The 14022-nt window shown below is 58.0% G+C and carries 13 protein-coding genes; 7 read left to right on the plus strand and 6 right to left on the minus strand.

Annotation, left to right across the window (positions count from 1 at the left end):
• The 6 genes from dnaE to KOL70_RS16160 all read left to right on the plus strand — a co-directional run bounded on the left by dnaE (nt 1) and on the right by KOL70_RS16160 (nt 8979).
• Nucleotides 1-3483, plus strand: coding sequence for a DNA polymerase III subunit alpha (gene dnaE, locus KOL70_RS16135; protein WP_058770581.1), 3483 nt, complete (start codon nt 1-3; stop codon nt 3481-3483).
• A 12-nt stretch (nt 3484-3495) separates the two neighbouring features.
• Entirely contained in the window at nt 3496-4455 is a 960-nt protein-coding gene (gene accA / locus KOL70_RS16140; RefSeq protein ID WP_021507476.1) for an acetyl-CoA carboxylase carboxyl transferase subunit alpha, read from the plus strand.
• Between the two features lie 231 nt (nt 4456-4686).
• On the plus strand, nt 4687-6837 hold the full coding sequence (locus KOL70_RS16145) for a lysine decarboxylase LdcC (RefSeq protein ID WP_215480912.1): 2151 nt from the start codon (nt 4687-4689) through the stop codon (nt 6835-6837).
• A 75-nt stretch (nt 6838-6912) separates the two neighbouring features.
• Nucleotides 6913-7302: a VOC family protein gene (locus KOL70_RS16150; RefSeq protein ID WP_088516619.1), complete on the plus strand. Its 390-nt coding sequence runs from the start codon at nt 6913-6915 to the stop codon at nt 7300-7302.
• Nucleotides 7303-7356: 54 nt separating this feature from the next.
• The gene (tilS, locus tag KOL70_RS16155; protein ID WP_215480913.1) at nt 7357-8655 is read left to right on the plus strand and encodes a tRNA lysidine(34) synthetase TilS; all 1299 of its coding nucleotides are present in this window, start codon (nt 7357-7359) and stop codon (nt 8653-8655) included.
• A gap of 15 nt (nt 8656-8670) precedes the next feature.
• The gene (locus KOL70_RS16160) at nt 8671-8979 is read left to right on the plus strand and encodes a cytochrome c (protein WP_058780481.1); all 309 of its coding nucleotides are present in this window, start codon (nt 8671-8673) and stop codon (nt 8977-8979) included.
• 39 nt (nt 8980-9018) lie between these two features.
• On the opposite strand, the gene rof is transcribed toward KOL70_RS16160, so the two are convergent.
• Entirely contained in the window at nt 9019-9282 is a 264-nt protein-coding gene (gene rof, locus KOL70_RS16165; RefSeq protein ID WP_021507471.1) for a Rho-binding antiterminator, read from the minus strand.
• A complete protein-coding gene (locus KOL70_RS16170) occupies nt 9269-9469 on the minus strand; it encodes a YaeP family protein (RefSeq protein ID WP_021507470.1) in 201 nt (66 codons plus the stop codon). The genes rof and KOL70_RS16170 overlap by 14 nt, the downstream gene beginning before the upstream one ends.
• A gap of 216 nt (nt 9470-9685) precedes the next feature.
• Between KOL70_RS16170 and arfB the strand changes: the two genes are divergently transcribed.
• Nucleotides 9686-10096 (plus strand): alternative ribosome rescue aminoacyl-tRNA hydrolase ArfB, encoded by a 411-nt coding sequence (gene arfB, locus KOL70_RS16175; protein ID WP_021507469.1) that lies wholly within the window; start codon nt 9686-9688, stop codon nt 10094-10096.
• A 32-nt stretch (nt 10097-10128) separates the two neighbouring features.
• Here arfB and proS read toward each other — a convergent pair whose 3' ends face one another.
• From proS to KOL70_RS16195, 4 genes are all read right to left on the minus strand, one after another.
• Nucleotides 10129-11847 carry a proline--tRNA ligase gene (proS, locus tag KOL70_RS16180; RefSeq protein ID WP_215480914.1) on the minus strand — a complete coding sequence of 573 codons (1719 nt, stop codon included), beginning with the start codon at nt 11845-11847 and terminating at the stop codon, nt 10129-10131.
• Nucleotides 11848-11938: 91 nt separating this feature from the next.
• A complete protein-coding gene (tsaA, locus tag KOL70_RS16185) occupies nt 11939-12646 on the minus strand; it encodes a tRNA (N6-threonylcarbamoyladenosine(37)-N6)-methyltransferase TrmO (protein ID WP_058774790.1) in 708 nt (235 codons plus the stop codon).
• Complete coding sequence (gene rcsF / locus KOL70_RS16190) at nt 12643-13044, minus strand: Rcs stress response system protein RcsF (protein ID WP_021507466.1); 402 nt, start codon at nt 13042-13044, stop codon at nt 12643-12645. Before rcsF ends, tsaA begins: the two co-directional genes overlap by 4 nt.
• A 127-nt stretch (nt 13045-13171) precedes the next feature.
• The gene (locus KOL70_RS16195) at nt 13172-13987 is read right to left on the minus strand and encodes a MetQ/NlpA family lipoprotein (RefSeq protein WP_021507465.1); all 816 of its coding nucleotides are present in this window, start codon (nt 13985-13987) and stop codon (nt 13172-13174) included.
• Nucleotides 13988-14022: the final 35 nt, after the last annotated feature.

Below are 14022 nucleotides of genomic sequence, written 5' to 3' on the forward strand. Positions count from 1 at the left end.
ATGGCTGAACCTCGTTTTATACATCTGCGCGTACACAGCGATTACTCCATGGTCGATGGTCTGGCCAAGACCGGGCCGCTGGTAAAAAAGGCGGCCGCGCTCGGCATGCCAGCCATTGCCATCACCGACTACATCAACCTGTGCGGGCTGGTGCGCTTTTATGGCAGCGCGCACAGCGCCGGTATTAAACCGATCGTCGGGGCCGACTTCCAGGTGGCCAGCGATTTGATGGGCGATGAGCTGACGCAGCTCACCGTGCTGGCCGCTAATAACACCGGTTACCAGAATCTGACGCTGCTGATTTCGCGCGCTTACCAGCGCGGTTACGGTATCGCCGGACCGATTATCGATCGCGACTGGCTCCTGGAGCTGGGCGAAGGGTTGATTCTGCTGTCGGGCGGACGGCGCGGCGACGTCGGTCGCAGCCTGCTGCGCGGCAATAACGCGCTGGTGGCGCAGTGCCTGAGCTTCTATCAGCAGCATTTCCCTAACCGCTACTATCTGGAACTGACGCGTACCGGCCGGCCAGATGAAGAGGCCTATCTGCACGCCGCGGTTGAGCTGGCGATTGCTGAATCGGTGCCGGTGGTGGCCACCAATGAAGTCTGCTTCCTCAACGAAGAAGATTTTGATGCCCATGAAATCCGCGTGGCGATTCACGACGGCTACACGCTGGACGATCCTAAACGTCCGCGCAACTACAGTCCTCAGCAATATATGCGCAGCGAAGAGGAGATGTGCGAGCTGTTCTCGGACATCCCGGAAGCGCTGGAAAACAGCGTAGAGATTGCTAAGCGTTGTAACGTCACGGTGCGCCTCGGCGAATATTTCCTGCCGCAGTTCCCGACCGGCGACATGTCGACCGAAGATTTCCTGGTGATGAAGTCGCGCGAAGGGCTGGAGGAGCGCCTGGCGTTTCTCTTCCCGGATGAGCAGGTGCGTGCCGAACGCCGGCCGGAGTATGACGAGCGTCTCGACATTGAGCTCAACGTCATTAACCAGATGGGCTTCCCCGGCTACTTCCTGATCGTGATGGAGTTTATCCAGTGGTCGAAGGACAACGGCATTCCGGTCGGGCCGGGGCGTGGTTCCGGTGCCGGTTCACTGGTGGCCTATGCGCTGAAAATTACCGATCTCGATCCGCTGGAGTTTGACCTGCTGTTCGAACGTTTCCTTAACCCGGAACGTGTCTCGATGCCCGACTTTGACGTCGACTTCTGCATGGAAAAACGTGACCAGGTGATCGATCACGTGGCTGAGATGTACGGCCGCGATGCGGTGTCGCAGATTATCACCTTTGGTACCATGGCGGCGAAAGCGGTGATTCGCGACGTTGGTCGGGTGCTGGGGCATCCGTACGGCTTTGTTGATCGCATCTCGAAACTGATCCCGCCGGATCCCGGCATGACGCTGGAAAAAGCGTTCCAGGCGGAACCGCAGCTGCCGGAGATCTACGAAGCTGACGAAGAGGTCAAAGCGCTGATCGACATGGCGCGCAAGCTGGAAGGGGTCACGCGTAACGCCGGCAAGCACGCCGGTGGCGTGGTTATTGCGCCGACCAAAATCACCGATTTTGCGCCGCTGTACTGCGATGAGAACGGCCAGTTCCCGGTCACCCAGTTCGATAAAAACGACGTGGAATACGCCGGACTGGTGAAGTTTGACTTCCTCGGCCTGCGCACGCTGACCATCATCGACTGGGCGCTGAAGATGATCAACCCGCGGCGTGAAAAGCAGGGTTTACCGCCGATCGATATCGCCGCCATCCCGCTGGATGACAAAAAAAGCTTCGACATGCTGCAACGCTCGGAAACCACCGCGGTGTTCCAGCTTGAATCGCGCGGCATGAAAGATCTGATCAAGCGCCTGAAGCCGGACTGCTTCGAAGATATGATCGCACTGGTGGCGCTGTTCCGTCCGGGGCCGCTGCAGTCGGGCATGGTCGATAACTTTATTGACCGTAAGCACGGCCGTGAAGCCATCTCTTACCCGGATATTCAGTGGCAGCATGAGAGCCTGAAGCCGGTGCTGGAGCCGACCTACGGCATCATCCTCTATCAGGAACAGGTGATGCAGATTGCCCAGGTGCTGTCCGGCTATACGCTGGGCGGCGCGGATATGCTGCGTCGTGCCATGGGTAAAAAGAAGCCGGAGGAGATGGCCAAGCAGCGTTCGGTGTTCCAGGATGGTGCTGAGAAGATGGGCATCAACGGCGAACTGTCGATGAAAATCTTCGATCTGGTGGAGAAGTTCGCAGGCTACGGCTTTAACAAGTCGCACTCTGCTGCTTATGCGCTGGTCTCCTATCAGACGCTGTGGCTGAAAGCACACTATCCGGCCGAGTTCATGGCGGCGGTGATGACCGCCGATATGGATAACACCGAGAAGGTGGTTGGACTGGTGGATGAGTGCTGGCGCATGGGGCTGAAAGTTCTGCCGCCAGACATTAACTCCGGGCTCTATCCGTTCCACGTCAACGATGACGGAGAGATCGTGTACGGCATCGGCGCCATCAAAGGCGTGGGTGAGGGGCCGATCGAAGCGATCCTCGAAGCGCGTAATCAGGGCGGCTACTTTAAAGAGCTGTTTGATCTCTGCGCCCGCACCGACACCAAAAAGATCAATCGTCGCGTGATGGAAAAACTGATCATGTCCGGCGCGTTTGATCGTCTTGGCCCGCACCGCGCGGCGCTGATGAGCGCGCTGGGTGACGCCCTGAAGGCGGCGGATCAGCATGCCAAAGCCGAAGCGACGGGACAGGCGGATATGTTCGGCGTGCTGGCGGAAGAGCCCGAGCAGGTTGAGCAATCTTACGCGGCCATAACGCCGTGGCCGGAACAGGTGCAGCTGGACGGCGAGCGTGAGACGCTCGGTCTGTATCTCACCGGTCATCCGATCAATCAGTATCTTAAAGAAATTGAGCGCTACGTTGGCGGCATGCGCCTGAAAGACATGCATCCAACAGAACGTGGTAAAGTGACCGTTGCGGCCGGGCTGGTGATTGCCGCCCGCGTCATGGTCACCAAGCGCGGCAACCGAATTGGTATCTGTACTCTTGACGACCGCTCTGGCCGTCTCGAGGTGATGTTATTTACCGATGCGTTAGATAAATACCAGCAGCTGCTGGAGAAGGACCGTATCCTGATCGTCAGTGGACAGGTCAGCTTTGATGACTTTAGCGGTGGGCTTAAAATGACCGCCCGGGAAGTCATGGACATCGACGAAGCGCGGGAAAAATACGCGCGCGGACTTGCTATCTCGCTGACGGACAGGCAAATTGATGACCAGCTTTTAAACCGTCTCCGCCAGTCTCTGGAGCCTCATCGCTCCGGGACCATTCCGGTGCATCTCTATTATCAGAGAGCAGATGCGCGGGCGAAGCTGCGCTTTGGTGCAGCGTGGCGTATTTCGCCCAGCGATCGTTTACTCAACGATTTGCGGTCGTTAGTAGGGTCGGAGCAGGTGGAACTGGAGTTTGACTAAAACAGGAACATTATGAGTCTTAATTACCTGGATTTTGAACAGCCAATCGCTGAACTGGAAGCGAAAATCGACTCGCTGAAATCGATTGGTCGTTCGGATGAGAAACACGATATTAATCTGGATGAAGAAGTGCAGCGTCTGCGCGAGAAAAGCGTCGAGCTGACCCGTAAAATCTTCTCCGATTTGGGTGCATGGCAGGTTGCGCAGCTGGCGCGCCATCCGCTGCGTCCTTATACGCTGGACTATGTCCGCAATGCGTTTGACGATTTTGACGAGCTGGCCGGTGACCGCGCCTATGCCGATGATAAAGCCATTGTTGGCGGCATCGCTCGTCTGGATGGGCGTCCGGTGATGGTCATTGGCCATCAGAAAGGCCGCGAAACCAAAGAGAAAATCCGGCGTAACTTCGGTATGCCAGCACCCGAGGGCTACCGTAAAGCACTGCGTCTGATGGAGATGGCCGAGCGCTTTAAGATGCCGCTGATCACCTTCATCGACACGCCGGGTGCCTATCCAGGCGTGGGCGCGGAAGAGCGCGGTCAGTCTGAAGCGATTGCCCGCAATCTGCGCGAGATGTCAGGCCTGAAGATCCCGGTGATCTGTACCGTGATCGGCGAAGGCGGCTCCGGCGGCGCGCTGGCGATTGGCGTTGGCGATAAAGTGAATATGCTGCAGTACAGCACCTATTCGGTGATCTCACCGGAAGGCTGTGCGTCAATTCTGTGGAAGAGCGCCGACAAAGCGCCACTGGCCGCAGAAGCGATGGGCATCACCGCCGGGCGTCTGAAAGAGCTGAAGCTGATCGATTCGATCATCCCGGAACCGCTGGGCGGCGCGCACCGTCATCCGGTGGACATGGCGGCAGCGCTCAAGCAGCAGCTGCTGGCCGATCTGGCCGATCTCGATGTGCTGAGCACGGAAGAGCTGCTTAACCGCCGCTATCAGCGTCTGATGAGCTACGGCTACGCGTAAGCGCCGAAAAGTCTTCACAGAAGCGGACCCCGGTCCGCTTTTTTTATGCCTGTTTGTACCTCAATGCGCACCCTGGGAAAAACCGGGTAGTAATCCTGTAGGGTCGCCATTCATGGCGACCTGAGATGCATCGCTGGCAAACATCAGGCCAACAATGGCGCTATTCCGGAACATTCACCCGCCACTTTTCGCTATCCTTATTCCGTGCCACAACACCACAGGAGGTGAGCATTGAATATTATTGCGATCATGGGACCGCACGGCGCGTTCTACAAAGATGAACCGATTCGTGAACTGGACGCGGCGCTGAAGCTGCAGGGTTTCCAGACCGTTTATCCCAACAATGCCAGCGACCTGCTGAAACTGATCGAACACAACCCGCGCGTCTGCGGAGTGATATTTGACTGGGACGACTACAGCCTGGCGCTATGCAGCGACATCAATCAGCTCAACGAATCGCTGCCGCTGTATGCCTTCATCAACACCCATTCGCAGATGGATGTCAGCATTAATGAAATGCGCATGGCGCTGCACTTCTTCGAATACGCGCTCAACGCCGCTGACGATATCGCACTGCATATCCGGCAGTACACCGATGAGTACATCGACAAAATTATGCCGCCGCTGACCAAAGCGCTGTTCACCTACGTTAAAGAGGGGAAATACACCTTCTGCACGCCGGGCCACATGGGCGGCACAGCGTTTCAGAAAAGCCCGGTCGGCAGCCTGTTCTATGATTTCTTCGGCGCCAACACGCTGAAAGCGGATGTATCGATCTCGGTCACCGAACTGGGCTCGCTGCTCGATCACACCGGTCCGCACCTCGAAGCAGAAGAGTATGTGGCGCGTACCTTTGGCGCTGAACAGAGCTATATGGTCACCAACGGCACGTCGACTTCAAATAAAATCGTCGGAATGTACGCCGCACCGGCCGGCAGCACGGTACTGATTGACCGCAACTGCCACAAATCGCTGACGCATCTGCTGATGATGAGCGACATCATCCCCATCTGGCTCAAACCGACGCGTAACGCGCTGGGCATCCTGGGTGGCATCCCTAAACGCGAATTCACCCGCGACAGCATCCAGCAGAAAGTTAACGCGACCCCGCGCGCCAGCTGGCCGGTGCATGCGGTGATCACCAACTCAACCTACGACGGTCTGCTGTATAACACGCAATACATCAAACAGACGCTGGACGTGCCGTCCATCCATTTCGATTCCGCCTGGGTGCCGTACACCAATTTTCATCCCATCTACAGCGGCAAAAGCGGCATGAGCGGCGAGCGCATTCCCGGCAAGGTGATCTATGAAACCCAGTCGACCCACAAACTGCTGGCGGCGTTCTCACAGGCGTCGCTGATTCACATCAAGGGCGATTACGATCACGACACCTTCAACGAAGCCTACATGATGCACACCACCATCTCGCCGAGCTACGCGATCGTCTCTTCGATTGAGACCGCGGCGGCGATGCTGCGCGGTAATCCGGGCCGGCGGCTGATTAATCGCTCGGTGGAGCGCGCGCTGCATTTTCGCCGCGAGATCCAGCGGCTGCGCGAAGAGTCTGACGGCTGGTTCTTTGATATCTGGCAGCCGGAGCAGGTGGATGAAGCCGAATGCTGGCCGATTCAGCCGGGCGACGAGGCGTGGCACGGCTTTACCCACGCCGATCGCGATCATATGTACCTTGATCCCATCAAAGTCACCATACTTACGCCGGGCATGAGCGAACTGGGCCAGATGGCGGAAGAGGGCATTCCGGCCGCGCTGGTGGCGAAATTCCTCGACCAGCGTGGCATCGTGGTGGAAAAGACCGGGCCGTACAATTTGCTGTTCCTGTTCAGCATTGGCATCGATAAAACCAAAGCGATGAGCGTGCTGCGCGGACTGACGGAGTTCAAACGCGCCTACGATCTCAACCTGCGGGTAAAAAACATGCTGCCGGATCTGTATGCTGAAGATCCTGACTTCTACCGTAATATGCGCATCCAGACGCTGGCGCAGGGCATTCATCAGCTGATCCTGCAGCACGATTTGCCGCGTCTGATGCTGCGGGCATTTGACGTTCTGCCGGAGATGAAGATGACGCCGCACCAGGCGTTTCAGCGGCAGGTGCAGGGACAGGTGGAAACCGTGGACATTCGCGAGCTGGTCGGGCGGATTTCAGCCAACATGATCCTGCCTTATCCGCCAGGCGTGCCGCTGGTGATGCCGGGCGAGATGATTACCGAACAGAGCCGGGCGGTGCTGGATTTCCTGCTGATGCTCTGTACCATCGGGCGGCACTATCCCGGCTTTGAAACGGATATTCACGGTGCCACGCTCACCGACGATGGTCGCTATCTGGTGCGCGTGCTGCGCGACGAGCCTGTGCGCTAACTTCAGATAATTGCCTCTTTTCAGCGTCGCGCCGGGCACGTAGGCTAAGCGGCTCAGAATACTTTCGGAGCCGCTATGCTGCAGATAAAACAGATCCACCACATCGCCATTATTGCCACCGATTATCAGCGCAGTAAGGCGTTTTACTGCGACGTGCTGGGCTTTGAGCTACTGGGTGAATACTATCGCGCTGAGCGCGACTCATGGAAAGGCGACCTTGGCCTTAATGGCGTCTATACCATTGAGCTGTTCTCGTTTCCTGCGCCGCCGCCGCGCGTCAGCGGGCCGGAAGCGTGCGGGCTGCGCCATCTGGCGTTTTGTGTGGATGATGTCGAACAGTCGGTTGCCGCGCTGGCAGACAAGGGCGTGGTGTGCGAGCCGATCCGCATCGATGCTCTCACCGGTAAAGCCTGCACCTTCTTCCCTGATCCGGATGGTTTGCCGCTGGAGCTGTATCAGGCGTAAAATAGCGCGCGCAGTGAGCCGCAATCCGGCGGTTCACCTCAACGGAATGCGTGCATGTCCTTTTCTCATCTTGCTGCGCTGCTGCCAGCCGATGCCCGCTGCGTGCTGGCATTCAGCGGCGGGCTCGATTCCAGCGTCCTGCTGCATCAGTTAGTGAGCTGGCAACGCCAGCAGCCGCAGCTGCGCGTGCGCGCATTACACGTGCATCATGGTTTAAGCCCCAACGCCGATCGCTGGGCGGCGCACTGCCAGCAGCAGTGTCAGCAGTGGCACATTCCCTGCGAGGTGCTGCGCGTGCAGGTGGATGCTCGCGCCGGCGGGATCGAAGCCGCAGCCCGCACGGCGCGCTATCAGGCGTTATTTAGTCATCTGCAACCCGGTGAGTACTTACTTACTGCTCAGCACCTCGATGACCAGGCTGAAACGCTGCTGCTGGCGCTGAAACGCGGCAGCGGTCCGGCTGGTCTGGCGGCGATGCCGCAGCAGCGGCAGGTTAACGGCCACTGGCATCTGCGCCCGTTGCTCAACCTCAGCCGTCAGCAGCTTGAAGCTTACGCTGTCGGGCACCAGCTGGACTGGATTGACGATGAGAGCAACGCTGACCGTCGCTACGATCGCAATTTCCTGCGCCAGGACGTGCTGCCGCTGCTGCAGGCGCGCTGGCCGCACTTCAGCGCGGCCAGCGCCCGCAGCGCAGCGCTGTGCGGTGAGCAGGAGCAACTGCTGGATGAGCTGCTCAGCGAGCAGCTGGCGCAGCTGACCGATGCCCAGGGCGCGCTGCATTTTCCGCCGCTGCTGGCCTGTAGCGAGGCGCGACGGCACGCGCTGCTGCGGCGCTGGATTGGCGAACGCGGTGGTGCAATGCCCGCGCGCGACGCGCTGCAGCGCATTACCGACGAGGTGATGCACAGCCGTGAAGATGCGCAGCCATGTTTGCGCTTTGGCGCGCACGAACTGCGGCGCTACCGGGAACGGCTTTACTGGCTGCCGCGACAGCACTCACTGAGTCAGCACTCGCTAACCTGGCAGCCGCTGACGCAGCCATTAATTTTGCCTGATGGGCTGGGTGAACTGCGCGCCAGTCCGGCGCAGGCGGAACTGCGCCAGCCGGCGGCGGATGAGCAGGTTATTGTGCGCTTTCAGGCCCACGGCTATCACCATGTTGTCGGCCGGGCTGGTGGTCGCGAAATGAAAAAACTGTGGCAGGAGCTGGGCGTCCCGCCGTGGCAGCGCGAACGCATTCCGTTGATTTACTACAACCAGACGCTGATTGCTGCGCCGGGGCTGTTTGTCACCCGCGCAGGCGCGGCGGGCGAGACGCAAGGCTGGCAGGCGATCTGGTCAACACCCTAAAAAGGAACAGCAATGATGAAACAGTGGATTGTCGCGGCGCTACTGGCTGCTGCGCTGCCGGCGTTTGCGCAGGGCGACGTCAGGGCCGGCGCGCAGAAAGCCGCCAGTTGTATGGCGTGCCATGGCGCGGAAGGTAAGAGCGCGGTGCCGCTTTACCCTAATCTGGCCGGGCAGCATGCGCCCTACCTGCTGCATTCGCTGCAGGCCTACAAAAAAGGCGAGCGCAGTGGCGGTCAGGCAGAGGTGATGAAAGCCTTTGTGGCCGGGTTGAGCGATCAGGATATGGATGATTTAGCGGCCTACTACGCTTCGCTGCAGCCTTAAGCGAGGTGGGCGGGAACAGCTTTCCCGCCCGGGGAGAGATTATTCGTCTTCGCTGACGATAACGGTGCCCAGCTCAGGATGGCTGAAGCTGGCGATGTGGTCGAGACGCAGCTCGCGCGTTTCACCGGAGAGGTCGACCGCAAGATACTCGACGTTTTTACGTGAGACCATGTCCACGGCTTTCGCTTTCAGCTGGTCGCCGTTTTTGAGCTCCAGCGACAGCGTCCAGTGTTTGGTACAGGCGAGCTCGAGGTTGTCGTAGTCATCACAGTTGATGGGTTTGTAGGCTTCATTCGTCAACATAGTCGCTCACCAATAAGTTTGCAGCGGCATACGCTGCCTGTTCCCTGACAGAAGAGTTTAGCGCAGAATTAGCGGCAATATCATTGAGTGCTTTCAGTGCGCATCCGATCGCGTCTGGCACATACCCCAGGTCGCCGCTGCCAATCCCGGCATACTTCTGGCGAACTAACTCACAATACTTTTGCACATACACCTCCTCAGCAGAGCATCAATACTCTGGTTGATATGCGACTATATCACAGGGGTTCGCTGGAAATCAGCCAGGGGGCGCAGGGAAGGTGGCAAAGAAAGGGCAAAAAGTGACAGCCAGCACTGGTCTCAGCCAGCCTGGCGGCGCACAAAAGGTTAAGTTGATGAACAGGTTATTTCCGGATACAACCGCGCTGATAACGGCAGGTGGCAGATGATTGTGCTGTCACGTAGTGTTTCAATTGCGGACAATGAAGTGGAGCTCAGTGCCATTCGCGCTCAGGGCGCGGGCGGCCAGCACGTCAATAAGACGTCGACCGCTATCCATCTGCGCTTCGATATTCACGCCTCGTCGCTACCGCCGTTTTATAAACAGCGGCTGCTGGAGGCGAACCACCATTTGATCAGCGCCGATGGCGTGGTGATTATCAAAGCGCAGGAGTATCGCAGCCAGGAGATGAACCGCGAAGCGGCGCTGCAGCGGCTGATCAACCTGATACGCGAGCTGACGACGGTGGAGAAAGTGCGCCGCGCGACGCGCCCGACGCGGGCGTCCAGAGAGCGGCGGCTGGAAGGTAAATCACGACGCAGCAATGTGAAGGCGCTGCGCGGCAAGCTACGCTAAAAAAAACGCCTCCGGCAGGAGGCGTCAGGGGATTACTTGTTGAGTGCGCGGCTGAGGAAGTCGACGATGTCGTGCTGCTTAATCATCTGCTTCTCGCTGGCGGCGCGGGCTTTGTACTCGATCTCCTGGTTATCCAGGTTGCGATCGCCAATTACAATAGTGTGCGGTACGCCAATCAGTTCCATATCGGCGAACATCACGCCCGGACGCTCTTTACGATCGTCAAGAATGACATCGATGCCTTTGGCGCGCAGCTCGTTGTACAGCTGTTCCGCCAGCTCTTTCACGCGGAAGGATTTGTGCATGTTCATCGGCAGAATCGCCACTTCGAACGGTGCCAGCGCCGCTGGCCAGATAATCCCGCGCTCGTCGTGGTTCTGTTCGATAGCCGCCGCCACGACGCGGGTGATACCGATACCGTAGCAGCCCATGGTCATGATCTGATTGCGACCATCTTCACCCTGTACCGCTGCTTTCATCGCGTCCGAATATTTGGTGCCGAGCTGGAAGATGTGGCCAACTTCAATGCCGCGCTTAATCATCAGCACGCCTTTGCCATCCGGGCTCGGATCGCCTTCTACCACGTTACGAATATCTTCTACGCGTGCTTCTGGCAGATCGCGGCCCCAGTTGATGCCGGCATAGTGCTGGCCATCAATGTTGGCGCCTGCCGCGAAGTCACTCATTTTTGCCACGGTGCGGTCAGCAATCACCGGGATGGTCAGACCGACCGGACCGAGAGAGCCAAAACCGGCACCGATGGCGGCGCGAATCTCTTCCTCGCTGCCCATTTCCAGTGGCGCGGCCACAATGTCCAGATGCTCGGCTTTGATTTCGTTGAGCTCGTGGTCGCCGCGTAACAGCAGCGCAACCAGCGAATGACCGCTCTCTTCGCTGGCTTTCACGATCAGCGTTTTCACCGTTTTTTCTACCGGGATCTGGTGCTGTTCGACCAGCTCGGCGATGGTTTTCGCGTCTGGCGTGGCGAACTGCGTCAGCGCCTGCGTTGCCGCCGGGCGCTCACCGGCAGGAGCCAGCGCTTCGGCTTTCTCAATGTTGGCCGCGTAATCGGACTCGCTGGAGAAGATCACATCATCTTCACCACTCTTCGCCAGCACCTGGAACTCATGCGAGCCACTGCCGCCAATCGAACCGGTATCGGCCTGTACGGCGCGGAAATCCAGCCCCATGCGGCTGAAGCTCTGGCTGTAGGCGCGGTACATCGCATCGTAAGTTTCCTGCAGCGACTCCTGCGAGGTGTGGAACGAATACGCATCCTTCATGATGAATTCGCGCGAACGCATCACGCCAAAACGCGGGCGTACTTCATCACGGAATTTGGTCTGGATCTGATAAACGTTGAGCGGCAGCTGCTTATAGGAGCTCAGCTCGTTGCGGATCAGGTCGGTGACCACTTCTTCATGGGTCGGACCCAGCACAAACGGACGTTCGTGGCGGTCTTTAATGCGCAGCAGCTCCGGGCCGTACTGCTCCCAGCGACCGCTCTCTTCCCACAGATCGGCTGGCTGAACCACCGGCATGGAGATCTCAATCGCACCGGCGTTGTTCATCTCTTCGCGCACGATGTTTTCAACTTTTCGCAGCACGCGAATACCGGTCGGCAGCCAGGTATAGAGACCGGAAGCCAGTTTGCGGATCATACCGGCGCGCAGCATCAGCTGGTGGCTGATCACTTCAGCATCGGAAGGCGTCTCCTTCAGGGTGGAGAGCAGATATTGAGTAGTACGCATTAATTTACGATTCCAGTTGTACGGAAGGACACGAACAAAAAATTTGCTGGCGGCTAGTGTACCAGCGAGATCCGTCACTCAAAAGCTTGTTTTAGCGCGGATCGAGCGCGATCACCTCGGTTCCCGCCGCGTCAATGCGCCAGCGCACATTAAAGTCGAGCAGCCAGGCGGCATATTCACGGCCAGGGCTTTCACCTTTGCGATAAGCCGGACGCGGATCCTGCGCCAGCACTTCAGTGATAAAACGTGCCAGCTGCGGGTAATGGCGTTGCTGCTGTTGCAACTGCTGCTGCGCCTGCGCGGAGAAACGCACCGGCATGCTGGCGTCGGGCGCGCTCTGAGCGAAACCCGCGCGCGCCTCAGGCAGCGCTTCGGCGAAGGGCAGGTATGGCTTGATATCCACCACAGGGGTGCCGTCCACCAAATCGAGGCTGCCTAATTGCAGAATCACCTGTTGCTGCTCGCAGCGGATGCCTTTGAGCTCAACCAGCGACATGCCGATAGGATTGGGGCGAAAGGTCGAGCGGGTGGCAAATACGCCCATGCGGGCATTACCGCCGAGGCGCGGCGGGCGTACGGTTGGGCGCCAGCCGCCGGCCATGGTCTGGTGAAAGACGAACAACACCCACAAATGGCTGAATGCCTCCAGTCCGCGCACCGCTTCCGGCTGGTTATACGGCGCCAGCAGATGCAGTTCGCCACCGCCGTCCTGCACCAGACCCGGCTGGCGCGGTACGGCAAATTTCTCTTTCCACGGCGAACGGATCACGCCGATTTGCGCAAAGGCAAATTCACTCATTGATTGGAGACTTTCAGCGCGGAACCCTGGCATACCGCCTGGCGATAGCAGCCTGGCGTGCTGGAGACAATTTCACACTTGTGCAGCAGCACGGCGTTGGCTTTCATGCCGGCCGCTTTAATCTGCAGGCGTTTACGCGCGGTATTGAGGTTCGGCGGTGAGTCCTGGGTGCTGCTCTGGCAATCATCACCCGACACTTCGCCCAGATCGCGGAACGGATTGCTGACCAGATCGGTCGCATCGGTATAGATCTTCACCGGGGCCGGACGCGCAGCCGGTTTGCGCTGAGGTTCGCTGGTTGATTGCTGCGGGCGAGACGGAGCACTGCTTATTGGGTGATATTCACGCACGCACCCGGTCAGCATCAATGCCAACAAGCAGAGCGGTAAAAAACGCATGGCAACATCCTCATGTAATATAAAGTGGCGTTATTGAAACAAGGACGACCAGAAATAACAAGTCAGCTGCCACATGCTGAAATAGAAAGGGCGGCCGAAGCCGCCCTGCACCGCATGAAAGGGATAATTACCAGCCTTTCACTGCGCCGCCGTTGAAGATTTTGTTGGCGGCTTCAGACACTTCGTCTGACTGATAAGCCTCAACAAACTTCTTCACGTTCTCCGCGTCTTTGTTGTCTTCGCGGCTAACGATCAGGTTCACGTACGGCGAGTCTTTATCTTCTACGAAGATGCCGTCCTTCGCCGGGGTCAGGCCAATCTGGCTGGCGTAAGTGGTGTTGATCACCGCCAGCGCAATTTGCTGATCGTCGAGTGAACGTGGCAGCTGTGGCGCTTCCAGCTCAACAATCTTCAGGTTCTTTGGATTCTCAGTGATATCCAGTGAGGTTGGCAGCAGGCCCACGCCATCTTTCAGTTTAATCAGGCCCACTTTCTGCAGCAGCAGCAGAGAACGACCGAGGTTGGTTGGATCGTTCGGGATAGCGATCTGCGCACCGTTCTGCAGCTCATCCAGCGATTTGATTTTTTTCGAGTAGCCGGCAATCGGATAAACGAAGGTGTTGCCGACCGGCACCAGTTTGTAACCGCGGTCTTTGATCTGCTGATCGAGGTACGGCTTGTGCTGGAAGGCGTTAACGTCAATATCGCCTTTACTCAGCGCTTCGTTAGGCAGCACGTAATCGTTAAAGGTAACCAGTTCAACATCGAGACCGTATTTCTCTTTCGCGACTTTCACGGCAGTTTCCGCAACCTGCTGTTCAGCCCCGACAATCACACCCACTTTAATGTGGTTGGGATCTTTCTCTTTCTGATCGCATCCTGCCAGCGCAATCGCGCCAATCAGAGCGCCCACAGCGGCAATCTTTTTAAATGTGAAAGACATATCCTTTCCTTAATAGAGGACTATTGATGTTGTTT

The sequence above is a fragment of the Pantoea sp. B270 genome, assembly GCF_018726825.1.
Taxonomy (GTDB): domain Bacteria; phylum Pseudomonadota; class Gammaproteobacteria; order Enterobacterales; family Enterobacteriaceae; genus Pantoea; species Pantoea dispersa.